At 62.8% G+C, this 24,480-nt stretch carries 23 protein-coding genes, 2 tRNA genes, 1 pseudogene and 1 riboswitch; of the genes and pseudogenes, 15 read left to right on the top strand and 11 right to left on the bottom strand.

The genetic code is table 11. The annotated features are described in order from the left end of the window. Positions 1-24 precede the first annotated feature (24 nt). The 5 genes from D8M36_RS02500 to D8M36_RS02480 all read right to left on the bottom strand — a co-directional run bounded on the left by D8M36_RS02500 (position 25) and on the right by D8M36_RS02480 (position 4,353). On the bottom strand, positions 25-630 hold the full coding sequence (locus tag D8M36_RS02500) for a response regulator transcription factor (RefSeq protein ID WP_164497564.1): 606 nt from the start codon (positions 628-630) through the stop codon (positions 25-27). Continuing rightward, the gene (locus D8M36_RS02495; protein ID WP_126846452.1) at positions 627-1,718 is read right to left on the bottom strand and encodes a sensor histidine kinase; all 1,092 of its coding nucleotides are present in this window, start codon (positions 1,716-1,718) and stop codon (positions 627-629) included. Before D8M36_RS02495 ends, D8M36_RS02500 begins: the two co-directional genes overlap by 4 nt. Continuing rightward, entirely contained in the window at positions 1,718-2,464 is a 747-nt protein-coding gene (locus D8M36_RS02490; protein ID WP_126846450.1) for an ABC transporter permease, read from the bottom strand. Before D8M36_RS02490 ends, D8M36_RS02495 begins: the two co-directional genes overlap by 1 nt. Next, a complete protein-coding gene (locus tag D8M36_RS02485) occupies positions 2,464-3,363 on the bottom strand; it encodes an ABC transporter ATP-binding protein (protein WP_126846448.1) in 900 nt (299 codons plus the stop codon). The genes D8M36_RS02490 and D8M36_RS02485 overlap by 1 nt, the downstream gene beginning before the upstream one ends. A 93-nt stretch (positions 3,364-3,456) precedes the next feature. Next, positions 3,457-4,353: an NAD-dependent epimerase/dehydratase family protein gene (locus D8M36_RS02480; protein WP_061211664.1), complete on the bottom strand. Its 897-nt coding sequence runs from the start codon at positions 4,351-4,353 to the stop codon at positions 3,457-3,459. A gap of 135 nt (positions 4,354-4,488) precedes the next feature. On the opposite strand from D8M36_RS02480, the gene D8M36_RS02475 reads away from it, so the two are divergent. After that, positions 4,489-4,562 (top strand) — tRNA-Lys (locus D8M36_RS02475). Here D8M36_RS02475 and D8M36_RS02470 read toward each other — a convergent pair. Beyond that, positions 4,528-4,764, bottom strand: coding sequence for a helix-turn-helix domain-containing protein (locus D8M36_RS02470; RefSeq protein ID WP_161970187.1), 237 nt, complete (start codon positions 4,762-4,764; stop codon positions 4,528-4,530). The genes D8M36_RS02475 and D8M36_RS02470 overlap by 35 nt on opposite strands. Positions 4,765-5,609: 845 nt before the next feature. Between D8M36_RS02470 and D8M36_RS02465 the strand changes: the two genes are divergently transcribed. The 4 genes and pseudogenes from D8M36_RS02465 (at position 5,610) to D8M36_RS02450 (ending at position 10,247) form a co-directional block, all read left to right on the top strand. Then, complete coding sequence (locus tag D8M36_RS02465; RefSeq protein WP_126846445.1) at positions 5,610-5,861, top strand: hypothetical protein; 252 nt, start codon at positions 5,610-5,612, stop codon at positions 5,859-5,861. Positions 5,862-7,844: 1,983 nt separating this feature from the next. Further along, positions 7,845-9,014, top strand: a pseudogene (locus D8M36_RS02460) (IS3 family transposase). 538 nt (positions 9,015-9,552) lie between these two features. Next, the gene (locus tag D8M36_RS02455; RefSeq protein WP_126846443.1) at positions 9,553-10,029 is read left to right on the top strand and encodes a hypothetical protein; all 477 of its coding nucleotides are present in this window, start codon (positions 9,553-9,555) and stop codon (positions 10,027-10,029) included. After that, the gene (locus D8M36_RS02450; protein WP_126846441.1) at positions 10,029-10,247 is read left to right on the top strand and encodes a helix-turn-helix domain-containing protein; all 219 of its coding nucleotides are present in this window, start codon (positions 10,029-10,031) and stop codon (positions 10,245-10,247) included. Before D8M36_RS02455 ends, D8M36_RS02450 begins: the two co-directional genes overlap by 1 nt. Positions 10,248-10,588: 341 nt before the next feature. Here the strand turns inward: D8M36_RS02450 and D8M36_RS02445 are convergent, their stop codons facing one another. After that, positions 10,589-10,876, bottom strand: a complete 288-nt coding sequence (locus D8M36_RS02445; RefSeq protein ID WP_126846439.1) for a hypothetical protein — start codon at positions 10,874-10,876, stop codon at positions 10,589-10,591. 549 nt (positions 10,877-11,425) lie between these two features. Beyond that, positions 11,426-11,569, top strand: a riboswitch (FMN riboswitch). Between the two features lie 98 nt (positions 11,570-11,667). Here D8M36_RS02445 and ribD point away from each other — a divergent pair. The 7 genes from ribD (at position 11,668) to D8M36_RS02410 (ending at position 16,338) form a co-directional block, all read left to right on the top strand. Beyond that, the gene (gene ribD / locus D8M36_RS02440; protein WP_161970186.1) at positions 11,668-12,792 is read left to right on the top strand and encodes a bifunctional diaminohydroxyphosphoribosylaminopyrimidine deaminase/5-amino-6-(5-phosphoribosylamino)uracil reductase RibD; all 1,125 of its coding nucleotides are present in this window, start codon (positions 11,668-11,670) and stop codon (positions 12,790-12,792) included. Between the two features lie 3 nt (positions 12,793-12,795). After that, the gene (locus tag D8M36_RS02435) at positions 12,796-13,446 is read left to right on the top strand and encodes a riboflavin synthase (RefSeq protein ID WP_126846435.1); all 651 of its coding nucleotides are present in this window, start codon (positions 12,796-12,798) and stop codon (positions 13,444-13,446) included. After that, positions 13,443-14,078 carry a 3,4-dihydroxy-2-butanone-4-phosphate synthase gene (gene ribB / locus D8M36_RS10270; protein ID WP_126846433.1) on the top strand — a complete coding sequence of 212 codons (636 nt, stop codon included), beginning with the start codon at positions 13,443-13,445 and terminating at the stop codon, positions 14,076-14,078. The genes D8M36_RS02435 and ribB overlap by 4 nt, the downstream gene beginning before the upstream one ends. Next, positions 14,075-14,731: a GTP cyclohydrolase II gene (locus tag D8M36_RS10265; protein ID WP_164497563.1), complete on the top strand. Its 657-nt coding sequence runs from the start codon at positions 14,075-14,077 to the stop codon at positions 14,729-14,731. The genes ribB and D8M36_RS10265 overlap by 4 nt, the downstream gene beginning before the upstream one ends. Positions 14,732-14,733: 2 nt before the next feature. Then, on the top strand, positions 14,734-15,216 hold the full coding sequence (gene ribH / locus D8M36_RS02420; RefSeq protein ID WP_126846431.1) for a 6,7-dimethyl-8-ribityllumazine synthase: 483 nt from the start codon (positions 14,734-14,736) through the stop codon (positions 15,214-15,216). A 90-nt stretch (positions 15,217-15,306) separates the two neighbouring features. Continuing rightward, positions 15,307-15,379: transfer RNA gene (locus tag D8M36_RS02415), tRNA-His, on the top strand. A 74-nt stretch (positions 15,380-15,453) separates the two neighbouring features. Then, entirely contained in the window at positions 15,454-16,338 is an 885-nt protein-coding gene (locus D8M36_RS02410) for a DNA-methyltransferase (protein WP_126846430.1), read from the top strand. Here D8M36_RS02410 and D8M36_RS02405 read toward each other — a convergent pair. Together D8M36_RS02405 and orn are read right to left on the bottom strand one after the other, a co-directional pair. Further along, positions 16,316-17,599 (bottom strand): AGE family epimerase/isomerase, encoded by a 1,284-nt coding sequence (locus D8M36_RS02405; protein ID WP_126846428.1) that lies wholly within the window; start codon positions 17,597-17,599, stop codon positions 16,316-16,318. The genes D8M36_RS02410 and D8M36_RS02405 overlap by 23 nt on opposite strands. Positions 17,600-17,640: 41 nt before the next feature. Next, positions 17,641-18,210, bottom strand: coding sequence for an oligoribonuclease (gene orn / locus D8M36_RS02400; RefSeq protein ID WP_126846657.1), 570 nt, complete (start codon positions 18,208-18,210; stop codon positions 17,641-17,643). Between the two features lie 175 nt (positions 18,211-18,385). Here orn and D8M36_RS02395 point away from each other — a divergent pair, with 175 nt between their 5' ends. The 3 genes from D8M36_RS02395 to D8M36_RS02385 all read left to right on the top strand — a co-directional run bounded on the left by D8M36_RS02395 (position 18,386) and on the right by D8M36_RS02385 (position 20,615). Next, a complete protein-coding gene (locus D8M36_RS02395; protein WP_055088467.1) occupies positions 18,386-19,015 on the top strand; it encodes a superoxide dismutase in 630 nt (209 codons plus the stop codon). Between the two features lie 123 nt (positions 19,016-19,138). Further along, positions 19,139-20,374 carry a M48 family metallopeptidase gene (locus tag D8M36_RS02390; protein WP_126846426.1) on the top strand — a complete coding sequence of 412 codons (1,236 nt, stop codon included), beginning with the start codon at positions 19,139-19,141 and terminating at the stop codon, positions 20,372-20,374. 70 nt (positions 20,375-20,444) lie between these two features. Next, the gene (locus D8M36_RS02385; RefSeq protein WP_238638348.1) at positions 20,445-20,615 is read left to right on the top strand and encodes a helix-turn-helix domain-containing protein; all 171 of its coding nucleotides are present in this window, start codon (positions 20,445-20,447) and stop codon (positions 20,613-20,615) included. Between the two features lie 544 nt (positions 20,616-21,159). On the opposite strand, the gene D8M36_RS02380 is transcribed toward D8M36_RS02385, so the two are convergent. Both D8M36_RS02380 and D8M36_RS02375 read right to left on the bottom strand, forming a co-directional pair. After that, on the bottom strand, positions 21,160-22,599 hold the full coding sequence (locus D8M36_RS02380) for a sugar porter family MFS transporter (protein ID WP_126846424.1): 1,440 nt from the start codon (positions 22,597-22,599) through the stop codon (positions 21,160-21,162). Then, the gene (locus D8M36_RS02375; RefSeq protein WP_126846422.1) at positions 22,599-24,335 is read right to left on the bottom strand and encodes a glycoside hydrolase family 13 protein; all 1,737 of its coding nucleotides are present in this window, start codon (positions 24,333-24,335) and stop codon (positions 22,599-22,601) included. The genes D8M36_RS02380 and D8M36_RS02375 overlap by 1 nt, the downstream gene beginning before the upstream one ends. Positions 24,336-24,480 lie beyond the last annotated feature (145 nt).

Raw genomic sequence — 24,480 nt, 5'->3', positions numbered from 1 at the left:
AGTGGGGCCGACGTTAGCTGGCGTTTAGAGCCAGCCGCGTTCTTCGGCGCGCTTTGCGGCGGCGACCCTCGTCGCGGCGCCGGTCTTGTGGATCGCTGAAGAGAGGTAGTTTCGCACGGTTCCTTCGCTCAGGTGAACCCTCTTCGCGATGCTTGAGATTTTGTCGCCTTCGCGGGCGATACGCAGGATTTCTTGCTCGCGTTCGGTGAGGGGGTTTGCCCCCTCGAAAAGGGATTCTGTGGCGAGAGCCGGGTCGACGACTCGCTGGCCAGCGTGGACTTTCCGCACGGCATCGGCGAGTTGATCGGCGGGGGTTTCTTTCACCACGAAGCCGCTTGCGCCGGCGTCGAGGGCACGGCGCAGGTATCCGGGACGGCCGAACGTGGTCACAATGAGACAGCGCGCCCCAAGACCCTCACGCGCGATCGCGGCGGTCGCGTCGATGCCGTCGCGTTTGGGCATCTCGATGTCGAGGAGGGCCACGTCCACGTCCGTGGTGCGCAGGATCGCGAGTGCCTCTTCGCCGTTCGAGGCCTCGGCAACTACGTTGATGTCGTCTTCGAGACTCAGGAGGGCGGCGAGTGCCCCGCGCACCATCGCCTGGTCGTCCGCGATAAGAACCTTGATCACATCTGCACCTGCACTGTCGTTCCGTCGTTGCCGCCGGTGAGGATGAGTGATCCGCCGGCATCTTCGACGCGTTCGCGAAGGCCGCGCAGGCCGTTCCCGCTCGTGCCCGAGAACCCTACGCCATCGTCGCGAACTTCGATGCGGTGGTTCTGCAGGGTGATGCTTGCGTGGGAGGCGTGTGCGTGACGCACGATGTTCGTCATGGCTTCGCGCAAAGCCCACGCGAAAAGGATCCGGTAACGGGGGTCAACGTCGTCTGCCTCGCCAATGACCGTCAAATCGATCCCCGCTTCGTGCACGACGGAGCGGGCTTGCTCGAGCTCGACTCCAAGCTGACGCACGCGAAGACCGAGCACCGTGGAGCGCACATCGGCAATGCCCTCGCGTGAGAGTTGAGTGATGAGGGCGATTTCGCGCTTCGCCGCGGCCGAATCCTTATCCACGAGCCGCTCGGCGAGCTCGGACTTGAGGGCAATCGCGGTGAGGGTGTGCCCGAGAACGTCATGGATGTCGCGTGCGACTCTCTCGCGCTCATCGAGCACCGCCTCTTGCGAGGCCACTCTCGAGTCATCGAGGGCGGACTTCGTGAAGAACACCGAGCCCGCGCAGCCAAGGAACACGCCCGAGGCGATGATTCCGAAGGAGAGCGACCAGAACTCCCTCGCAAGGAGGGGATAGGCGAGGGTTGCGAAGACGACGCACGCACCGGCGATATAACCGGGTTTCGGAGGTAAGAGGAAGACCGCCACGGGTACAAGAAACACCACGAGGCAGAGAGCATCGGTGCCAATGAGGAACACCTGCGCGACACACAGCGCTACAAGGAGCGTCATGAAGCCGACTGTTCTAGAGGTGATCGTCTCGGTGATCCGATCCGGATCGCGAAAGTGCCGAACCATCGACGCCGCATAGAGCGCAGCGAACGTGAGTGTGATGAGGATCGAGGCGGCGCCGGCAAGCGTCGGAACCCCTCCCTGACTTGCCGTGATCAGCGGGAAGGTGAGGAAAAGGAGCCACACGAGCGACATTGCATACGCGATTGTGCGCCTGCGTGCGTCGGTGGCTCCTTGTTCCGTTTTGTCGAGCATTACTGCCTTTCGCGAGTCTTCCGGGCGAGCACGAGGGCGAGGACTACGAAGATCACGAGCCACACCGCCATGTTCACAAGCCCGTACCACAGCGGGTCCTCGTAAAAGTCCGCGCCGGTGGAATACATTTTCCCATGGACCACGGGGTATTTGGCGAGCATCGCATACCCGTAAAGCGGCGTGAACCGGCCGATCTGGAGAAGCGTGCCGCTGAGGGGGATGAAGAGATTCCCGAGGAAGCCGAACAGCACGAGAAGGCCGGTCGAAGCGTTGGCAGCGCCCTCGCTTCGCATGGCGAACGCGAAAATCAATCCGTAAAATCCGAACATCATTGAGCCCACAAAAAGGATGAGGAACGAGAGGATCCAATCCTCGAGTGGGGCCTCCGCTTTGGTGAGGGCGCCGATCGCATACACGATCACGAGCGGGAGGAGAGCGATGATGCTTCCAACTCCCACCTTGACCGCGATGTAGCGTGCGTCGCTCAGCGGCGTGAGTCCGAGCTGCCTGCCCCAACCCCGGATTTTTTCAACGCCGGCCTGCGTGGCAATGCCGGTTGTCGCGCTTGCGGCGCCATACGCGGCGAGGGCAATCATGATCGACATGGCAATGTTGCCGTCGCCGAAGTTGATGTCGGCAAAGTCGTTTGTAGTCCCGATCGCGATGTAAATGATGACCGGCAGCCCCACGATGAAGAAGAGATTGACGAGATCCCTGAATTGGCGCTTGAGTTCGATCGCAAACATTAGCTGACCTTCCGATCTTTCGTGAGGCGAACAAAGGAGTCTTCGAGGGAGGGATGTGAGATTTCGAGTGCACTTACGCCGTCCATGGCGAGCAGGAACCGAGCGACGTTGTCGCTTTCGGTGCTGACGGTCGCCACACTCGAACCAGCGATCTCTACGCGCTGGCTCGGGAAGCGCTCGCGAAGGGCGGCCATGACAGTTTCGGGATTGTTCGCGCGCACACGCACTTCGCGCGCGCCGGTGAGATCGCGAATCTGGTCCGTGGGGCCGTCGGCCACGATCGAACCCTCGGAGATGAAAACGACGCGCCGCGCAAACTGCTCGGCCTCTTCGAGGTAGTGGGTGGCAAAAATGACCGTGCGTCCGGAGGTTGCCTCGGCCTGCATTCGATCCCAAAAAGCGCGGCGAGCCGTGACGTCCATGCCAGCCGTTGGCTCATCGAGGATGAGCACCTCGGGATCAGGCAGGAGCGCGAGTGCGAACTTGAGGCGTTGCTGCTCGCCGCCTGAACACGCTTTGACTTTGCGATCTGCGAGATCCGTGATGCCTGCGAGCTCTAGAGCACGCCGGCCCATCGTGGGCTTCGGAAAGGTCGAGGCGATGTAATCGACGGTTTCTCCCACCGTGATGTCGGCAATGAGTCCGCCCGTCTGCAAAAGCGCGGAGACTTTCCCGGCCTTGATCGCTTCGCGTGGCGTGGTGCCACATACCCGGATGCGCCCCGACGAGGGTTGCGAAAGACCGAGCACCATGTCGAGCGTTGTGGTTTTTCCCGCGCCGTTCGGCCCGAGAAACGCAAGAATCTCGCCGCGCTCGACCGTGAGGTCGATGTCGTTGACGGCAAGCACCGAGGGGAATTGTTTACGGAGCCCCGTGATCTCCACTGCTACTTCGTTCATGCCTTAAGTCTTTTTCAGGCATGAATTTCTCGCTATCGGGAGCTGTCACGTGATTGACGTGACAGGTGTCATGTGTCGTCGAGCGGCAACGCGCTACATGCGCGACCAACCGAGACTCGACGGCCCGATCGTGGGGCGCCAGCCCGTCTCCCGCATGAAGCGAATTGACGAGACCCGCAGCGAGCGACGCTGCACGTCCATTTTCGCGGGCAGCACGGCCTGGGTTGCAGCGGGAAAGAACTTCGCATCCATGCCCGCGCGCGCCTCACGACCGAGGTCCTTCGCCCACCGTGCACGCGTGATGGGTTCGCCGCCCACGTTGTAGAAACCGGAACGGGCATCGAGGGCCGCGAGGAAGGCTCGGCCGGCGTCGATGTGGTGCACGAGAGTGAGGTAGTCGCTCGGCTTGCCAAGGAGAACTGCCTCGCCCTCACGAGTCTTGCGAAGGGCGTAGGTTGTGCCGGGGTCGCGGCCGTACAGCTGCCCGAGGCGGAGGATGACGGCGCTGCGTCCATTTTCCGCGAAGTTGACGGCGGCGCGCATTTCGCGCACGCGCGGCTTGAACGCGGGATTCTTAACAGCCAGCGGATGCTCCTCGCTGATCCACTTGCTTCCGTTGTCGGGGTACATGAACATCGAGGATTCTTGAATGAGTTTGCCGACCCCCGCACGCGCGGCGGCTGTGGCGATTGCTGCGGAGGCTTCAAGGTGAAGGCGGTCGTCCTCGCGCCAGGCGAAGGGGCGAAGTGCGCCCATTCCCGTGGGGATCTTCGCAAGGGTATTGATCACGACGTCGTGGCCGCGAAAGGTGCGCTCGAGGTCGCTTGCGGAGAAGACATCGGCGATGACGCCGTGGGCGCCGCGCCCCTCGACAATGGGAAGGCCGCGCTCGCGACGCGTGACACCCGTGACTTCGTGCCCGGCCGCGACGAGAGCCTCGACAGCCTGCTGCCCAAGGACTCCCGTGGCACCCGTGACTGCGATCCTCACCGCTCAGCTCCTTATGGTTCGGCTACGACTCACTGCCACAGTCTAAGTGGCGGCACTGAATGTGTGCTTCGGCATAAAAATCCAGGCTCGATTGGCGCAAGTGGCAAGGTGCGGCGTAGAGTATTTCTTCGTTAGGCGCCATTAGCTCAGTTGGTTAGAGCAACTGACTCTTAATCAGTGGGTCCGGGGTTCGAGTCCCTGATGGCGCACAACAGAAGCCCTCGCTCCTCGAGCGGGGGCTTCTTCATTGTTAACGGCAGCCATCCCATCGAAAATGATAGAGATCGGCACACCGAAGTATTCCGCCACCAGTGCCACCTCAGCCGCCTTCCAAGGTGAGTCGCCGCGCAACTTCATAAACACAGAGTTCTGCCCGATGCCAAGCACATCTGCTAGGTCGGCGTTCCTCATGCCGTGGAGTGCTACCAGTGCGCGAGTGGCCGCAGAAATTCGTTCGTCTACCGTTTGCTTTATGATTCCTACCTGATTCAGTGTCAACATACCCTCAGGGTGGGCGCTAACTGCATCGTTACCAATTTGTATTTAAGATGGTGCGAGATTACTAAAAATAGTAGTCCGCTGTCCTTATGACTACTAGTGCTCGAATTGCAGACATCCTGCTCACACAAAAGGGCTACCCCGGACTTTATGACTGGGCAATGGACCAAAGGCGTTCCGTTCGGCCTGCGACCTGGGACGAAGTCGCATTGTCCTTACGAGCCGCGACTGACGAAAAAATTAACGTTCGCGGCCAAATGCTTCGCCGATGGGGTGAAGCTGCCGAGCAAGCGCGTGAGTCCGACGAGGGCTCGGCGCAGTAGGCGGTAGCGCGATGACTGACCAAGCGAGGTTTCGGGGAATCTTGGGCGGGCTAGCCGAAGACGGCTGGCACGGCGAAGCAGGTCCTGAGTTCGTGGAGCTCATCGGTGAAGTGCTTTCAGCTAAGTCTTCGACGCTCGAATGCAGTGGGGACTGCGTGAGCGAAGCGGTCTTGGTTGTGGCTGGCTGCGGTGGCGGTGATTTAGGGGTTTTCGCGGCGCGGTTGCTGGCGATGGATAACCCTCTCGGTTACGTGATTACGAGTGTCGCGACGAATCTTGATCGGGCTGCGGTTGAGGACGTGATGGGGGTTGGGTCTCGTCAGGTGGGGCCTGGAGTTGAGGCGGTGACACGGTTTTCGGAGCTGTCGCGTGCTGATGACGGCGACGGTTTTGACCATGTGCTGATGCAGGATGCGTGGGCTCGTGGTGTCGCGGGTGGCTCGGTTGCCACGTTTCAGTGGTGCTCATGGGCATCTGGGGGCGTGGGGATGCGGCGCGGAGTTCTTCGGCTTCGGCTTTCGTGGTGCCGGACTTGTTGCCGGCCTCGGCCTCGGCCTGGCGGACCCAGTTCGTCAGGCAGGAGAAGCTGGTGCCGAAGTCCTCGGCGATGTCCTTCAGGTGGGTGCCGTGCTCACGGTTCAGGGCGACACGGACGACGTCATCGCGGCCAGGTTAGTCGGGAAATAGCCTCGGCGGTATGCGCCTCCACAAAGGGCTATCGCCGCCCGACTACACACCTCGTTTGTTCACGAAATCCAAACCGATCTCCGAGAGCAACACGTTTGACCAACTCCCCATGCTTGGTCCTTAGAACTGGCCCGGAGTTCAGAGGAAGCTCACTTGAGATCTTGACCACACTAGAGTCGGCTGCTAGTTTGACTCAGGGGTGACCAACCGGTGCGTTCCGAAAAAGCCACAGGAGTACAGTAATGACGCAGGACTCACTGGACTATTCGAAAACCCACATCGCCTTTGATTCAGGGTGCGGGGAATGTAGCGCCATCTCTCACTCACTGGAGCAGGAAACCAACGGCAAACTCCTCGCACGACCTCTTTCCGACCCAGAGGTCGAACAGATCCGAATCAACCACTTCGGCCCAAACCCGCCACACATCCCCGTGGCGATCACGTTCAATCGTACTACCCCAAAGGTATACTCAGGCCCGCGGCTTGTTGCTCTCATGGCCCGCCGCTTTGGCCCGACTACGTCCCTTCTGTTGGCCCGAATTATCGGAGTTCACCGCAATAATGAACATCTAGCATTTACTACTCCTCATGCGGAGCGACGGTTCTTCAGTAGGCGCGCCGCGCTTCAAAGCGCAGCCGGGCTCGCGGCCGTCGCTACCATTGCAACCATCCATACACGGGTTGGCTCAGGGGTGGCGCATGCCCTCGAGCCGAAGCCGCTAAAGTCCAAGACTAGTGGTCTCGACCAGCCCAGCATCGACGAGCTGATGCAAGAGCTTTCGGAAGATAGCAACACAAGAGCTGCCCTCGCCGCACTTGACCTCGACCTGGCAACGAGTCTCCCGCGGAGCACAGCCATCGCTCAGAAGGGATTACGTGGTAAGGAGGCCACCGAGGCCGGGCAGCGTCCCGATGCGCCCGAAGCAATGCAATCGGAGTTCGCCCGGACAAGCTTCAGCGACGGCTCCCACCGGTCCGTCGCAGCCCTCCAGCTTCCCGACTCTCGGTTCCTCGTTTATACAAAAGAGACCGCCGAAGACGGCTCCACCGGAGTCGGCGTCGAAATATATAGGTATGACCAGGAAAACGACGCTCTCTCCCTTTCAGCCGCAAGTGTCAATGGTCGCGCGGAAAAGCCAATCCCAGCTGCCCAATTAGCTGCCACGTACGATGCTCACACAGCGAGAGCATCAAAGAAAGATCCTTGTGGCGGTTGCGCGAAGACGAACTATCAGGTGAGTGGATCCTGCCAGTCAAAGAACGTCATGCAGTGTCTGGAGCGAGCAGCAGGATGCGCTACATGCGCGGCACCATGCGCCTCATCTCCCACCGGCGCCGGTATCGCCCTCTGCCTAGCGTGCGCCTTCGCTTCATGCGGTCCCGCGTTGCGAGCATGCTGTTCAAAGTTTGGCGCCCCCAATGTCTGCGTTCCGTGCATGCGCCTTCCCTAACACGACGGCCCGAGAGATAGGAACCGCCATGATGAAAGACCGGTTAATCGGTGCGCTATTCGGCATATGCTTAGGCGTATCGAGTTCCATCGCAGTAAGTGATGCCTTCACTCAACAGACGCATGCTATTTGGTCCAGCATTGGGGCACTCGCAGTCCTTGTCGCGACCGGGGGCTTCGTGTTCAAGGCACGCAGTGCACACTCACAGCCGTCGCCGCCACGAGAGGCAGAACGCGGACCGAACCGCAGCACGCGCACTGCGGCAGAGCCCAACCGGGTCGACTCCTAGGGCCTCGGGCGGCTGAAAACGCCCCCGCGGCGGGTGCGCTGCCGATGCGATCACATTCGGCAGCGCACCCATCAACAGGCAGATGTAGCCGACGCACGAGCACCTCCCAACAACGTATGCACCAGGCTCTTCCTGGGCGCAGGAGTTTAAGCGCGATTTGAAAAGCAATCAGGAGGGACTGCTGCGCGGAAAGGTGACATCTGATCTGGCTTGCCCGCAGGGCGGCCTGGAACGATGTGCCCTATGCCCGCTCCCTACCCTCGAGAGTTCCGCGATGACGTCGTACGGGTGGCCCGGTCCCGTGAGGAGGGCGTCACGCTCGCGCAGATCGCGAAGGACTTCGGAATCCACGAGATGGCGCTCCATAAATGGATCCGCCAGGCCGATATCGATGACGGCAACCGCCCCGGGAGGACCCGTGAGGACTCGACGGAACTGCGCGATCTCCGTCGCCGCAACCGGGTGCTGGAGCAGGAGAACGAGGTCCTCCGTCGAGCGGCCGCCTACCTGTCCCAGACGAATTTGCCGGGAAATGGTTCTAACCGCTCGTGAGCGAGCTCGCCGCTGACGGGATCCCCGTCGCGGTGTCCTTGCGGGTCCTGAACCTCTCCCGCCAGCCCTACTACCGCTGGCGAAACCGGCAGGTCACCGCCTCCGAGCTGACCGAGGCCTACCGGGCAAACGCTCTGTTCGACGCCCACCGGGACGATCCCGAGTTCGGATCCAGATTCCTAGTAGGGGAGGGGAGGCCCGCGCCGCGGGCGAAGTGATGTGCGAGAAAACCGCGTGGCGGATCTGCCGAGATAACCAGTGGTGGCCCGTGTTCGGGAAGAAGCGCGGTAAGAACAGGAAACGCCCAGGCCCGAGCGTGCACGACGATCTCGTCCAGCGGGACTTCACCGCAGGTGACGTCAACGAGCTCTGGCTGACCGACATCACCGAGCACTGGACCGACGAGGGCAAGCTCTACCTGTGCGCGATCAAAGACGAGTTCTTCGGGAGGATCGTGGGCTACTCGATCAGCGGCCGGATGAAGGCCCGTCTCGCGGTGAACGCCCTGAACAACGCGGTATCGCGCCGTTCCGATGCTGCTGGGTGCATCGTGCACGCGGACCGAGGATTCCAGTTCCGAGCGCGAAGCTTCGTGCACGCCCTGAACCGCCACCACCTCATCGGGTGGATGGGCAAAGTTGGTGCGGCCGGCGACAACGCAGCGATGGACTCCTTCTTCGCACTCCTGCAGAAAAACGTTCCGGACCGCAAGCGGTGGCGGACCCGCGAAGAACTCCGCATCGCAATCGGCACCTGGATCGAGAGAACGTACCACCCGCGCCGCCGACAAACGCGACTGGGCCGACTGCCCCCATCGAATACGAGACCATCATGAACCAGGCCGTGAGCCTCGCAGCCTGACACCACCATTGTCACCTAATCGTGCAGAAGTTCCCTTTGTCTGTGGGACTGAGTTTTGCGTACCACTCGGACACTTCCATGCTGCAGTGCAGTGTCCACGTCGTGCCATCACCATATTGCCCAAGATATATATCGTCAAAGGTGTAGCGTCACTCAGGCGGTCATCCGCTGCCGCCGGTGAAATCAACCTCGATAAGGTCGCCTGGTTTGGGACTCTTAATCAGTGGGTCCGGGGTTCGAGTCCCTGATGGCGCACAACAGAAGCCCTCGCTCCGTGAGCGGGGGCTTCACTGCTATATAGCGAAGCAAGGCCGTCGCAGAAGAGGCGATGGGGACACCGAAGGGCCCCTCTATGCCCGTACAACCGCCGACCTCGACCACACGAAAACCGTGAGTGCGGGTGGCCGAGTGTTCCTTCCTGGCCACCCGTGACCACACCCGACAACGCCGCCCACGGTGACCAGTTCATTCAAGTCTTGAGGCTGTTCGCTCTCGGATACATATTGACTATCGTTACTTAAGTACCGATAATCGTTACATGTCACGATTGGTTGGTCGCGCCAGTGAAGGCGCACTCTTAGCACTGCTCCTAGGCTGCCTCCTGCTCCAGATCCTTCTTCCCGAGCTAGCCGAGGCCTTCGGAGGGGCGTACGCGGAGACCGAGTCTCTCACTCTTCCCTACGCGCTTGCGGGAATAGCAGCTCTCTTCTGCCTCGAGTGCGTGCTTGTCATTACTTTTTTCCTCGTGCGGGAACTGCGTGCAAAGCATCTACTGCCACTGCCAACTCCAGATTTTCTGCTGGGTATAGGTGTCCTTTTCTGTGGAGTATTCGGAATTCCAGCTTTAGTGCTGCTTCATCTTCTTGCAGTCGTGCAGGTGGGGGGACCAGGGATTGTTCTTCTTCTGGCAGCGAATATAATTGTCGGCGTAGCGTCGGTCTGCTTCGCCCTCGCCCTGAGATCCTCCGCGCGTTCCTATCTTGCTCTGCAGACTGAGATGCAGGGCTTAGTCTGATGGCCATCAGAGTCGATTTAGACATTTTGCTAGTCCAGAGGAAAATGACGGTTAAGCAATTGTCGGAGCGTGTAGATATTTCTCCGACAAATCTAAGTGTCCTAAAAAATGGTCATGCTCGGGCCATTAGGTTCTCCACGTTGGCGGCTCTGTGTGAGGCGCTCGAGTGCGAACCAGGAGACATCTTGCGCTTCGACCCAGGGCCGCCAACGAATTGAACTGTCTCTTCGTAGCTCCTATGGCTTTGCCGTATGTGGATTGACCCGCGTTGTGCTGTAGTGCCATTTGATTTTTGGTGCCACCGGATTTAAAGCGTCCCAGACGCTTTGTGAAACGACTGGTCCTGGTGTCCATTCGCCTATACCGCTGTGGGCACTTGCGTTTGAGCATGATTGTTCCCCTGCGCGTTTATTTCCGCGCGCATGCCAAAACTGCCCCTTGGGAACGCGGCGCACATACCCCTACCCGCAGCGCTTGCCCTCGCAAAGGTACGGCAACATGCGGCCTGCATTGAACCCACGTAGGTCGTAGGCCGGCTGCATTGACATCCACTCAGTGGTTACGAATGCCACCAACGAGCGTCTTGCTCAACGTCGATTCCTTCAGCGAGAAGTCGAGAAGTTAGCTCATCGAATTTGCTATCGAGTTTGGCGGCTGTTGACGGCGTTGGTCGGACGAGACCAGTCTCATCCGCGTACGCTTCGCACATCTCTTCAGCCCACTGCGCGAGAGCATTGGCGAGATCGGGAGATATTTGGGAGCGGATGTCTGGATACGGATCGCTGCCGGTTTTGCTGCTAAATATCGGCCAGCTAGTGTAGTCCCAACCAAAGCTGATGCGTTCCATATTGGTGCAATTTAGCAGGCGCTGCGGGCAGGCGGAATGGAAGTGATGATTTTCTTGGTGTCTTGAGAGGTCGCAACAGACTCCTCCGCGATTATTGCGGCTGCGCAGCTACGGCCGCGGCTGAAGAGCTCACCTACAACGCCGCGTCCGGCTGTGGTGTACGGGTTCTGCGCGATGGAGGAGGGCTCAGGGAGTCTTTGTAGCTCGGCAATTCAGTCACCTTCGACCTCGTCATGATCCGTGATGATGAAGGAGCGGAAAACATGGGGGTTCCCCTCGATGTAGGGGAGAGAGCGGCTCCTCGACTCATCCGGCCTGCGACCGCTTTGTTGACGCCATCGAAGGGGCTTCGGCTCCGCCAGTGCGCGTCGATCCCGCTCGCGAAGGATATGCACACGGCCAATTACACGGAGGAAAACTACTCGGGTGGGAGAACACCTTAATCAGTGGGGCCGGGGTTCGAATCCCTGATGGCGCACGACACGGAAACCCTCGCTCGGAAGAGCGGGGGTTTTGTCGTTCCCTCCCGCATGCGCGCTAAACTGGTGGTGCATGTTCCGGGAACTCGGTGCAATTCCGAACTGGCGGTGAAAGCCCGCTAACCCGGGCACGTTTCACTCCGTGAGCCGCGCCTTGGGCCTGACCGGTGGAATTCCGGTGCCGACAGTACAGTCTGGATGGGAGGTTCATGCGGGCGAAGCATGCCGCTTTTACGCGCCGTGCTCTCGCAGTTTTCCCTTCTCCCGGACCATCGATCGAGATGAGCGATGCGGGAGGCGAGGACCATGGGCATGAGTCAACACCCTCACGACGCCGCGCGCGAAAGCGCCCTGCGTGAGGCGTGTGAGCGCGCACTCGAACAGGCGCGGCGCGGACCCCTCGGTGCCAATCCGCGCGTCGGCGCAGCGCTCCTCAGCCCCTCCGGGGAACTCCTTGCCACAGGCTTCCACCGAGGCGCCCGAACCCCGCATGCCGAAGCAGATGCCCTCGCGGTCGCCCGGGAACGTGGCCTCGATGTGCACGGCGCGACCTGCATCGTGACTCTCGAGCCGTGTGCCCACGCGGGCCGTACGCCCTCGTGCGCGCGCACTCTTATCGACGCGGGCGTTGCGCGTGTGCTCTACGCCGTTCAAGACCCGCACGACATCGCCGCGAACGGTAGTGCCATTCTTTGTAGCGCCGGCATCGACACTCGCCTGTGGAGCGATGCACTGCCGGCTAGCGTCGGAGGGGACCTCACCGCGCGCGCAATCGAGCTGAACCGCCGCTGGTTCCTCGCCACGCGCGAAGCACGTCCGTTTGTGACCGCGAAAATTGCGCAGACGCTCGATGGTTTCGTCGCTGCCGCCGATGGAACGAATGCGTGGATCACGGGGGAGGGTGCTCGCACCGAGGGGCACGCGCTCCGAAGCGTGGTGGATGCGATCGCGGTGGGCACGGGCACGGCCCTCGCCGACGACCCCGCACTAACGGCACGCGATGCGCACGGCACGCTCGCTCAACGCCAACCGCGGCGAGTCGTGATTGGCGAGCGCCCGCTCGAGCCACACTCGCGGCTCGCGAAAGCCACACACGGCCCTGAACACGCACGCCCGCTTCTTTATCGCACGCGAGATATCCGCGCCGTGTTCGAAAACCTGCGCGCCGAACACGGGGTTGAGCACCTGCTTCTCGAAGGTGGCCCGCGTTTAATCTCCGCGGCGCTCACGCTCGATCTCGTCGACGACCTCTGGATCCACGAGGCCCCAACTTTGCTCGGTGCGGGCACACCTGCGGTCACGGGGCTCGGCATCGGAACCCTCGAGAACCGGCTCGACTTCGACATCGTTCCCGAAACACTCCATGTGAGCGGTTCGGATCTTCTCTTCCACGCGATCCCGCGCGCGCGGCAGCAAACTCCCACGAAAGGCGAGTGACCAATGTTTACCGGAATTATCAGCGCGAAAGGCACCGTTACGGGGCTCGAGAAAGGTGCGGACGACACGGCACGCCTCACGCTCGAGGCGCCGGCGCCTCTGCTCGACGGCCTCGAGTTGGGCGGATCTCTCGCCGTGAACGGGGTGTGCCTGACGGCGATCGAGGCGCCCGAAATCCAGGGCGAGACGGCTCGCTTCACCGCGATCGCCATGGGGGAGACCCTCGCGCGCACGAGCCTCGGCGATCTCGCCGTTGGAACCCGCGTGAATCTCGAGCGCTGCACCGAGGTCGGCGCTCGCCTCGACGGCCACATCGTGCAGGGGCACGTCGACGGAGTGGGAGCTGTTGCCCGCATCGACGATGAGGGAACGTGGCGGCGCATGCGCATCGAGATCCCCGACACCCTTGAAGAGCAAGTCGCCGAAAAGGGCTCGATCACCCTCGATGGTGTTTCGCTCACCGTCACGGCCGTGAATACGCCGGGGGAGAGCCCCGCGTTCGTCGAGGTGGCCCTCATCCCCGAGACGCTCGAGGCGACGACGCTCGGCGAGGCAACCGTCGGAACCCGAGTGAACGTCGAAACCGACGTGATCGCCAAATACACGGCACGGCTCGTGGCCGTTCGCGCCGCACGTGAGGAGCGAACGAAATGAGCTTTGCGATTGACCTGACCCCGATGGAGGAGGCGCTTGACCTGCTCGCGCGCGGCGAGATCCTCGTGGTGCTCGACGACGAGAACCGCGAAAACGAAGGCGACCTCATCATGGCCGCCGAGCTCGCGAGCCCCGAGAAGGTCGGTTTCTTTGTGCGGCACAGCTCCGGGTACCTGTGTGCGCCCATGACTGCCGAGCGCGCCGCTGCCCTTGAGCTTCCGCTTATGGTTCCGAACAGCGAGGATCCGCTGCGCACCGCCTACACGATTAGCTGCGATGCGCGCGCGGTTGAGGCGACGGGTATTTCCGCGGTTGATCGCGCGATCACGGCGCGCACGCTCGCGACCGGCGGGGCGGCGGAACTCATTCGCCCAGGTCATGTCCTTCCCCTTATCGCGAGAGACGGCGGTGTGCGCGAGCGCCCCGGACACACCGAGGCCGCTGTTGAACTCACGCGGCTGGCGGGCCTGACCCCCGTGGGGCTCATCGGCGAGGTTGTGTACGACGACGGATCGATGATGCACGCGGAAGCTCTCGCGGATTTCGCGCGTGAGCATGGACTCGGGATTATCACGATCGAGCAGCTCACGGCATATCTCGAGGAGCGCGACGCGCGAGGGGCGGACCGGTGAGTGAAACGCGCACGCCCGAAGGCGGGGTGACCGGAACCGCACCGATTGACCTGCCTACACCCCACGGCACGTTCGAGGTGCGTGCATGGCGAGGCCACGATGGTGAGCACATGAGCCTGCTCGCACGCGGCTCCGCATGGCCGGGGGAGGGGTCCGACGCTTCCCAGCCTCCCCTCGTGCGCGTGCACTCCGAGTGCGCGACGGGCGATATTTTCGGCTCGTACCGGTGCGATTGCGGTGAGCAACTGGAAGGAGCGCTCGAAGCGATCCAGCGCGAGGGCGGGGCCGTGATCTACATGCGTGGTCACGAAGGGCGAGGCATCGGCCTGTTCGAGAAGATTCGCGCCTACCACCTGCAGGATCTTGGCGACGACACGGTTGAGGCGAATGTTCACCTCGGCCTGCCCGTCGACGCGCGCCGCTACGACGATGCGGCAAACATTCTGCGTGCGCTCGGATTCGAGCGCGTGCGGCTCATGACGAATAACCCCGAAAAAGACGGCGCGCTTGCGAGCCTCGGCATCGAGGTCGCCGAGATCGTGCCGAGCGAGATCGCCCCGCGCGAAGCGAACAGGCGCTACCTTGAAACCAAACGCGAGAAAATGGCGCACCGCCTCAATCTCGAATCTTCGATCACGACACCCAAGGAGTAGGCATGGCTGGATACGGAACCCCTTCGGCAGCACTTGGCACGAGTGATGTGGGCCCCGCGACGATCGGCATTGCCGCGGCGAGCTGGCACACGGAAATCATGGATGCGCTGCTTGACGGTGCGCGCCGCGCGGCCGCAGATGCAGGCTGTGCGGTGACGGAAGTGCGCGTGCCCGGATCGTTTGAACTCCCCGTCGCGGCACAGGCTCTCGCTCGCACGTGCGACGTCGTGGTGGCCCTCGGCGTTGTCATTCGCGGCGAGACCCCACACTTTGAGTACATTTCCGCGGCCGCGACGGAGGGCCTTTCGCGCGTGGCGCTCGACGAGTCGACTCCGGTGGGAAACGGGGTGCTCACGGTCAATACCCGCGAGCAAGCCGTCGCTCGGTCGGGAGTGGAAGGCGCGAGCGAGGACGCCGGCTACGCCGCGGCCGAGGCGGCGATCCGCACGTTCCGCGCCCTCGCCCCGCTTTCTCGCATGCGGTGAGACTCACATCCCTTTCAGGGCTGTTTGATTCGCGCCGAGCAGTGGCGGCCCGGTAGAGTAGTCATTCGTTGCGGGAGACCCCGCACAATGGTGGTCGTAGCTCAGTTGGTAGAGCTCCTGGTTGTGGTCCAGGCGGTCGCGGGTTCAAATCCCGTCGATCACCCCGCTAAAGAGCCCCTCGAGCGAGGGGCTCTTTTCTTTACGTGCGCACACCCGGCACTCGCGAAATGAGGACACATGAGCGACACGAAGGCCCTCGTGGGAGAGGGCGCTGCCTCGAGCGTTGTGCTCGCGGACAACCTCGAGGTACTCCGCACTCTCCCGGGCGAGTCGATCCAGCTCATCTACATCGACCCGCCGTTCAACACGGGAAGGCGCCAACAGCGCCAGTCCCTCCAGACCGTGCGCGCGGCCGATGGCACCGAGGGCTCGCGAGTCGGTTTCAAAGGGCGCAGTTACACGAGCATCAAGGGCGCCCTTTACGGTTACGACGACGCGTTCGAGGACTACTGGGAGTTCCTCGAGCCGAGACTCGTTGAAGCACGCCGCGTGCTCACCACCACGGGAACGCTGTACCTCCACCTCGACTACCGCGAGGCGCACTACGCGAAAGTCCTGCTCGATGCGCTCTTTGGCCGCGAAAGTTTCCTCAACGAGATCATCTGGAGCTATGACTACGGGGCACGCACGAAAAAGCGCTGGCCATCAAAGCACGACACGATCCTCGTGTATGTCAAGGACCCGAAGAAGTACTACTTCGACTCCGAGGGCGTTGATCGGGAACCGTATATGGCGCCCGGCCTCGTCACGAAGGAGAAAGCTGAACGGGGAAAGCTTCCTACCGACGTGTGGTGGCACACGATCGTCTCGCCCACGGGTCGCGAGAAAACGGGCTATGCGACCCAAAAGCCGGAGGGGATCCTCAGACGAATCGTGCAGGCGAGCAGTCGCGAGGGCGACTGGGTGCTCGATTTCTTCGCTGGCTCGGGTACGACCGCTTCGGTCGCGCATAAATTGGGCCGACGGTTCCTCGCGATCGACTCGAACCCTCAAGCCTTCGAGGTGATGCAGCGAAGGCTCGAGGGGTCGAACGCGCGGTTTATCGAGAGCTTTCTTCCGTAGCGACGGCGTGTGCGAGGGGCGGCCACGCGGGAAGGCGCGGAATGAGCGTCACCTGATAGGCGTGGTAGATGTCCGGTTGCCCCTTCCAGGTCGTCTCGCTGAGCTCTCCAGTGGCGGAAAGTTCGTGGATCCAGCTGCCGAGTTTGCCGGGAATGATCGTGGTGTTCTTCGCCCACTCCCACCACGCCTCGTAGCGCTCCTGCCACACGGGATCGCCGCTTGTGCGGAACAGCACCGCGGCCGCGCCGATGGCCTCAGCCACCACCCAGTGCATGCGCTCGTGCACAACAGGTTGTCCGTCCCAATCAACCGTGTACGGGAAGCCGCCATCGCCATCGATTCCCCAGGTTGCGCACGCCTTCTCGGCGAGGGCGAGGGCACCCTCGCGCAAAGCGGAGGCACGCTCGGATGCTCGGGAGGCGTCGGAAAACTGATCCTCGAAACCCGCAGCGGTGTGCAGTGCGAGGCGCGCCCACTCGAACGAGTGGCCAATCGTGGCGCCATAAGGGCGGAACGGATGCGCGGGTTCGTCACGGTTGTAGTCGGGGCGAGGTTCCCACGCGGGTGTGAAGTGCTCGGGGAGGAACCAGGCGTTGCCCTTGGCAAAGGCGAGGGCCCGCTCGACGATGGCCGCTGCGCGCTCGAAAAGCTCGAGGCGGCCTGTCGCTGCCGAGGCGGCGAGGAGTCCCTCGACACTGTGCATATTGGCATTGATCCCGCGGTAGTTTTCGCACTCGGAAAAATCGCGGGAGTAGGTGTCGGCAAACATTCCGTGCTCGGGTTCGAAGAATCGCGCATGCGCCTCGAGGGCGGTGTCGAGAAGCTCCTTAGCGCCGGGAACTTTTGCTTCTACCAGGCTTGAAGCTGCAAGCACAACGAAGGCATGGGCGTAGGCCTGCTTGGAATCATCGACAGGCTTGCCGCTCTCACGCGAGATGATCGAGAAGAAACCGCCGTGCTCCTCATCGCGGAAGGCGCCCATAAGCGCCTTCAAGCCATGCGCGGCGAGCGCCGCATAATCGTCGCGCGACGCCTCGGTGCCGCGAATGCTTGCAAGCGCGAAGCAGTGCGTCATGCGGCAATTGATCCACAACTCGAGATCGTGAGTGGGATCGAGCTCGTCGTTCGAATCGAGCCAGCCGAAACCGTGCTCGGTGCGCGAGGCCGCGCCCCACTCGAGGAGCGCGCAACCCACCTCCTCAAGCCACGCGTCGTGCTCGGGATTCGTGTGCGTCGAATCGAGGAGGAGGGGTGTCGTCATTGTCAAAACTCCTGTGTTAGTGGTGGGTGCGCTGAGCGCTGTTACTCGGGCGCGATCTCGAACTTCTTTGAGGCGGTCTTGGCCTCGTCACTCGTGGGGCCGGGCTCCTTGACGAACAGAACTTCGCGGTAGTACTTGAGTTCCTGGATCGACTCGCGGATATCGGCGAGCGCGCGGTGGCCGCCGTGCTTTTCTGGAGTGTTGAAGAAGACGCGCGGGAACCAGCGTTTCGCAAGCTCCTTGAGGCTCGAGACGTCGATCGTGCGGTAGCTCATGAACTGGGCGAACTCCGGGAGGTCGCGGTCGATGAAGGCGCGGTCCGTGCCCACCGAGTTGCCCGCGAGCGGTGCCTTGCCCGGCTCGGGGCAGTGCTCTTTGACGTAAGCGAGGCATGCCTTTTCCGCCTCGGCGAGTGTGATACCGCCTTCGAGCTCCTCGAGAAGCCCCGAAGTCGTGTGCATGTTTCGCACGAAATCGTCCATGGACTCGAGCGCGCCTGCCGGGGGTTTGATGACGACATCCACCCCTTCGCCGAGGATTTCGAGATCCCCGTCGGTCACGAGAACGGCGACTTCGATAAGTGCATCGTTTGCCTTATCGAGGCCCGTCATTTCGCAATCCACCCAGATGATGCGGTCGCTTGCTGGTTTCGTCGTTGTAGAACTCACGCCCTCTATCGTAAACCCGAGTTCACACTGAACACCCAAAGGGACTCGATAGGGTTTCACCTGTGCGTATGTGCTTTGCGCATGCCCCGCACGTCAGCGTCGAAGAAAGGTGGCCACCATGGCTGAATACACTCTTCCCGATCTCGGATACGACTACGCCGCTCTCGAGCCCTCGATCTCGGGCCGCATCATGGAGCTGCACCACGACAAGCACCATCAGACCTACGTCAACGGCGCCAACCAGGCGCTCGAGAAGCTCGCCGAGGCGCGAGACAAGGATGATTTCGGCACGATCAACCAGCTTCAGAAGAACCTCGCGTTCAACCTTGCTGGTCACGTGAACCACACGATCTTCTGGGAGAACCTTTCGCCCGAGGGCGGCGACAAGCCCGAGGGTGAGCTCGCCCAGGCCGTTGAGGAATTCTTCGGCTCGTTCGATGGCCTTCGCGCGCAGTTCACCGCCGCGGCCCTCGGCATCCAGGGCTCCGGCTGGGCGATCCTTGCGTGGGATTCGCTTGGCCAGAAGCTCATCATCGAGCAGCTCTACGATCACCAGGGCAACCTCGCTGCTGCGACCGTTCCGCTTCTCCTGCTTGACATGTGGGAGCACGCCTTCTACCTCGACTACCAGAACGTCAAGGCTGACTACGTGAAGGCTTTCTGGAATATCGTCGACTGGGCGGATGTCGCCGAGCGTTTCTCGCGCGCGACTTCTCAGACGAAGGGCCTCATCACCCCCGTGGCCTGAGCGCCAAAATTCTGAAGGGTGGGGCGTCGCGAAGGCGGCGTCCCACCCTCGTGCTTTCGTAAGGATCTCGCGCGGCCTGAAGTTCTCTAAAGAATGGTAGGTCGCTGTTGTTACGGTGGAGTTATGACCGAATTCGAACCTCAAGACCCGCCCACGCCCAAAAGCGAACACAAGAAACCTGCGGGAAAGCCGGGCCTCTTTAACGGCTCGACCCGTCACGGGCTCCTGGGTGACCTTTCCCTTCGTCATCCGTGGGACATCCCGCTCTTTGCCGTGGGAGTTCTCATCACGTGCCTTCTCCTGGTCGCCTGGCTCGGTGCCGTCGTATTCATCATTTACATGGTGGCGACGGGAAAATGGTCGAGCATCCAGCCCGCTTTCGAGGGAGAGTCGGCAGACGGTGGACTCTCGAACCCCTACAGCCCCATCTCCATCGGGATCCAGCTGTTCGTTGCCTTCATGTTGATCCCGTGGGTGCTGTGGATCGCCCGCGCGCTCATGTACGCGCAGCTTCGAGCCTCCGGCGTGCGCATGAGCCCCACGCAGTTCCCCGAGGGCTACCGCATGGTGGCGGAAGCCGCCGAGCAATTCGGCATGCGTCGCGTCCCGGACGCCTATGTCCTTTCAGGCAACGGCATGATTAACGCGTTTGCCGCCGGCCATGGTTATAGGCGCTTCGTGTGTGTCTATTCCGACCTCTTCGAGGTGGGCGGCAAAGTCCGCGACCCCGAGGCTCTTCGCTTTGTGATCGCCCACGAAGTGGGCCACCACGCCGCCGGCCACACCTCGTATTTCCGCCTGCTGTTTTCGAACTTCATGATGCGCATGCCGATCCTCGGCAACGCCCTCTCTCGTGCCCAGGAATACACGGCCGACAACTACGGTTACGCCCACGTACCCGAGGGGGCCCCGGGAACGATGGCGCTCCTTTCTGGAGGTAAGTACCTCAACGCGCACGTCAACGTGCATGAGCTCGCCGATCGCGCCGCAACCGAAAAGGGGCTATGGATTCACCTCGTCAACCTCTCGGTGACTCACCCGGTCATCACGTGGCGCGCCCACGCACTGCGGGACCGCTCCAAGCCCGGGCGAATGTGGCTGCGTCCCAAGAATCGAATCTTCGAGCCCTACCTTCCCGCCGGCTCCTCCTTCAGCGGCAAGTACCCGACCCCCGAAGAAGCACTCGCCCTCCTTGATCGTGCCCGTGCCGAGGGGTATGTGATCGGCGAGGAGCAGTTTGGCCGTTTCCCGTTCGGGCAAAACTACCCCGCACCGGAGCATATGAGGCAACTTCAGGTGAGGGAGCCGTCGGCCCAGGCGGCGAACTCCCTGGTGTCCCGCAAGCCGGGAGCCCACTGATCCGCACGGATCACGAGTCCCCAAGAAGTACCTCGACGCGCTGTTCGAAGGCCGCTCGGAGAAGCTCAGTGTGCAGGACGTGGCCGACATCCTCGGGATGACCAAGCCCGGGGTCTACAAGTGGCTGAAGGAAGGCGTCATCCCCGCCTACAAGATCGGGTCCACGTGGCTCATCCTGCGCGACGAACTCAAGGAAACGCTGCGCGCAGGGGCCGACGTCAAGCAGTCCGAGGAAACATAGAAGTCAGTCACGACGGGGGGCTCAGTGACGCAACGGCGCATCGCCGCGACAGCTGTGCTGGCTGCCGCGCTCCTGGTGGGCTGTGGTCCCACCGACACCACCACTTCAAGCAGTGACTCCGCGGAGACGGCGCCGCCGGCCCTGCCAAGTTCCGCCCCTCAGCCACCCGCCGGTGCCTCGGCGACCCTCAGCGCCGCTCCCGGCGCCGGCAGGCCACGCCCGTGGACGACCCAGCGACCGCCCCCGCCAGCCCACCCCTGGCAGCGCCGCAGACCCAGAATCCTGCTTCCACAGGCAGCTCTGCACCATGGGTGCGGGAGGCGCCCGAAGCCACGCGCCCCACGACCCGGCGAGAGGTACGCCAGTCCTTCCTGGCCGGGGGCACTGGCCCGACAGGGTCGGGCGCCCGGACAGCCTAGATCAGCCCCGCCGCGCCCTCGAACCGATTTCGCTCACGGAATGCCCTCACCCGAACGGCCACAGGTGTGCTCCGTCGGTCATGGACCGACGTAGCACACCGATCGGTGCGGTGGGGTTCGCCCGGCTACTGATTGCCGTGATCCGGGGCAGACGTGTGTCGGAGCTGACTGTCCATGTCCTCGAGCTCGATGCCCGCCGTCTCCTTGACGAAGTGCTTCACGAGGAAGAACGACGCGAGGGCGCTGAGTGCGTAGAAACTGTACGAGCCGGTCAACGAGATCGCCGCCATCACGGGGAAGGTGGTCGAGATGGCGAAGTTCGACAGCCAGTTCACGGCGGTCGAGACGGCCATCGCCACGGCACGGATTCGGTTGGGGAACATCTCGCCGAGCAGCACCCACATGACCGAGCCCCAGGTCGCACCGAAGAAGGCGACGAACAGGTTGGCGCTGACGAGGGCGACCACACCCCAGACACCCGGCAGCAGGACTTCACCAGCGACGGTGGTGATCGCCTGCGAGAACGCGAGTGCCATGACCCCGAGGGTCACCGCCATGCCGAGTGACCCGGAGAGCATGAGCAGGCGCCTGCCAACCTTGTCGATGAGCAGGAGCGAGAGCACCGTCGCGCCAATGTTGATGAGGGAGGTGATCGCGGTGATGAGCAGTGCGTTCGACTCACCGAATCCGACCGAGCGCCAGAGGGCGGTCGAGTAGTAGAAGATGACGTTGATACCGACGAACTGCTGGGCGGCCGCGACGAGGATGCCTACCCACACGATCGGCTTGAGCCCGAACGCCCGACCCGCGAGATCGCGTAGCGATGCGCGGCGGTCCGTCTGCAGCGAGCCACGGATCTCCTCGATCTTCGCGCGTGGGTCGGCCAGGCCCGTGCAGGTCCTCAGCACGTGCTCGGCGTCCGCGTCGCGCCCGAGGCCGACGAGGTATCGCGGTGACTCCGGCACCCTCAGTGCGGCGACGCCGTAGGCGATGGCCGGAACCGCCTCGGCGATGAACATCCACCGCCACGCGGGCAGGTCGAACCAGAGGGGGTTCGCGGCACCGCCGGCCTGCCACGCCAGGCCGGCATCGACGAAGAGCGAGACCGCGATGCCGGTGACACCCGCGAGGCCCTGCACCGAGACGAGGCGCCCGCGCATGTGTGCTGGAGAGATCTCGGCGATGTAGGTGGGGGCGATGACGGAGGCGGCGCCGACTCCGAGCCCGCCGACGACCCGCCACACGACGAGATCGGTGACGCCGAACGCGAGGCCAGTACCTATCGCCGACAGGAGGAAGAGGACGGACGAGGTGAGCATGACTGGCACCCGGCCGACGCGGTTCGACAGCGGGCCAGCGAACCACGCGCCGATGACGCAACCGAGCAGGGCAGAGGAGACCGCGAAGCCCTTGAGGCCACTGCCGAGGCCGTAGTGGTCGGCGAGCGCGTCGATAGCCCCGTTGATGACGGCCGTGTCGTAGCCGAAGAGGAAGAAGCCCAGCGCTGCGGTCACCGCGACCAGGACGAGCCTCTTGCTCACCGATGCCGAGGGGGTCGATGCCATCACTGCTCACTCCCCTCGAGCACACGGCAGATCTGGGCCTCCCAGGGGCGCAGCCGCTGCAGGACCGCACCCTCGGGCGGCTCGTGGTGAGTTCCGAGTATCAGCTCGGCGGCACCGACGGCGCCGCCGAGAGCCGCAGCGACATCGAGCTCCTCGTCGGAGAAGTTCGCGACTACGATCCATCGCTCGTCGCCGAGCGTCCGCTCGAAGGCGTACAGGTACTCGTGGTCGCGGGCGAGGAGGCGGTAGTCACCGAAGACTACGATGTCACTGCTGTGACGCAGCTCGATGAGGCGTCGGTAGTGGGCGAGGACCGAGTCCGCGTCGTCGATCTGTGCCTCGACGTTGACCTCGGAGGTGTTCGGGTTGAGCGGCAGCCACGGAGTACCGGTGGTGAATCCCCCGTGCTCCGACGCGTCCCACTGCATGGGCGTGCGAGCGTTGTCGCGGCCGTTCTGGCGCAGGCCCGCAAGGAGCCGTTCCGGCGGGACACCCAGTGCCCGGCCGTACGCCCACGAGTTGTGCGCATCGATGTCGGCGAACTGCTCGATGCTCGCGAACGGGTAGTTGCGCATGCCGATCTCGTCGCCCTGGTAGACGTATGGCGTCCCACGGTGCATGTGGAGAACCGTGGCGAGCATCTTCGCCGAGGCGACCGCGTGCGCCGGCGACCGGGAACCGAAGCGGGAGGCGACGCGGGCCTGGTCGTGGTTGCCGAAGTAGAGACTGTTCCACCCGGAACGGCCCAGTCCTTCCTGCCAGCGTGCCATGGTCGATTTCAGCGCGAGCAGGTCGAAGGCCCTCGGCTCGTACCGTCCGCCCCAGCCGGGCGCGTGATCGACGTCCATGTGCTCGAACGTGAAGATCATGCTGAGGCGGGGGCGCTCACCGCCGGTGACGGCGAGCCCGTCCTCGACGGTCGCCCCCGGCATCTCGCCCACCGTGAGCAGGGGCTTCTCGGCGGTGTCGAACACCTGGTCCCGCAGCTCGTCGAGGAACTCGAGCATCCGTGGCCCGCAGGTGTACTGCGAGGAGGCATCACCGTAGTGGCTCGAGTGCGGCGTCGGCACGTCCTGCAGCGGATACCTCTTGGAGATGAGGTTGATGACATCGAGGCGGAACCCGTCGACGCCGCGGGCGAGCCAGTGGCGCAGCATCGCGTAGAGCGCTTGGCGAACATCTTCGTTCTCCCAGTTGAGGTCGGGCTGCTCCGGGGTGAAGAGGTGAAGGTAGTACTCACCGCTCTCCTCGTCGTACGTCCACGTCGGCTGGGCGAAGAAGCCGAGCCAGTTCGTCGGCTCCGCGCCGGGCGTGCCCGGTTCCACCCCGTCCCTCGGGGGCCGCCAGATGTACCAGTCGCGTCGAGACGACGAGCGCGTGCTGCGCGACTCCACGAACCATGGATGGTCGATCGACGTGTGGTTGAGGACCACATCGATGATCACCTTCATACCACGGCGGTGGATGTCGGCGATGAGATCGTCGAGGTCCTCCTCGGAACCGAAGCGCGGGTCCACCGCCTCGTAGTCACTGACGTCGTACCCGTTGTCCGCCATGGGCGAGGGGTAGAAGGGCGTGAGCCAGATGACGTCGACCCCGAGGCTCTCGAGATGGTCGAGGCGCGAGCGGATACCCGCGAGGTCCCCGAGACCGTCGCCGTCGGCGTCGGCGAAGGAACGCACGTAGATCTGGTAGACAACTGCCTCGTGCCACCAGGCACGGCTGTTGGTGGGCATGTCAATCTCCTCCATTGGAACTTAAGCGCTTAACCAATATAGGGTGGAGTCGCGCATCCGACAAGGGTCGGCAGTTTATCCGGTTCATGATCCTCGTCACGGAGGTGAGGCAGTGGTGCGACGCCCGACGTTGGCGGACATCGCC

The organism is Dermabacter sp. HSID17554, from assembly GCF_003989295.1.
GTDB classification, from domain to species: domain Bacteria; phylum Actinomycetota; class Actinomycetes; order Actinomycetales; family Dermabacteraceae; genus Dermabacter; species Dermabacter vaginalis.
The sequence above is the reverse complement of the archived record's forward strand: the minus strand, read 5'-3'. Positions and strand labels throughout refer to the sequence as shown.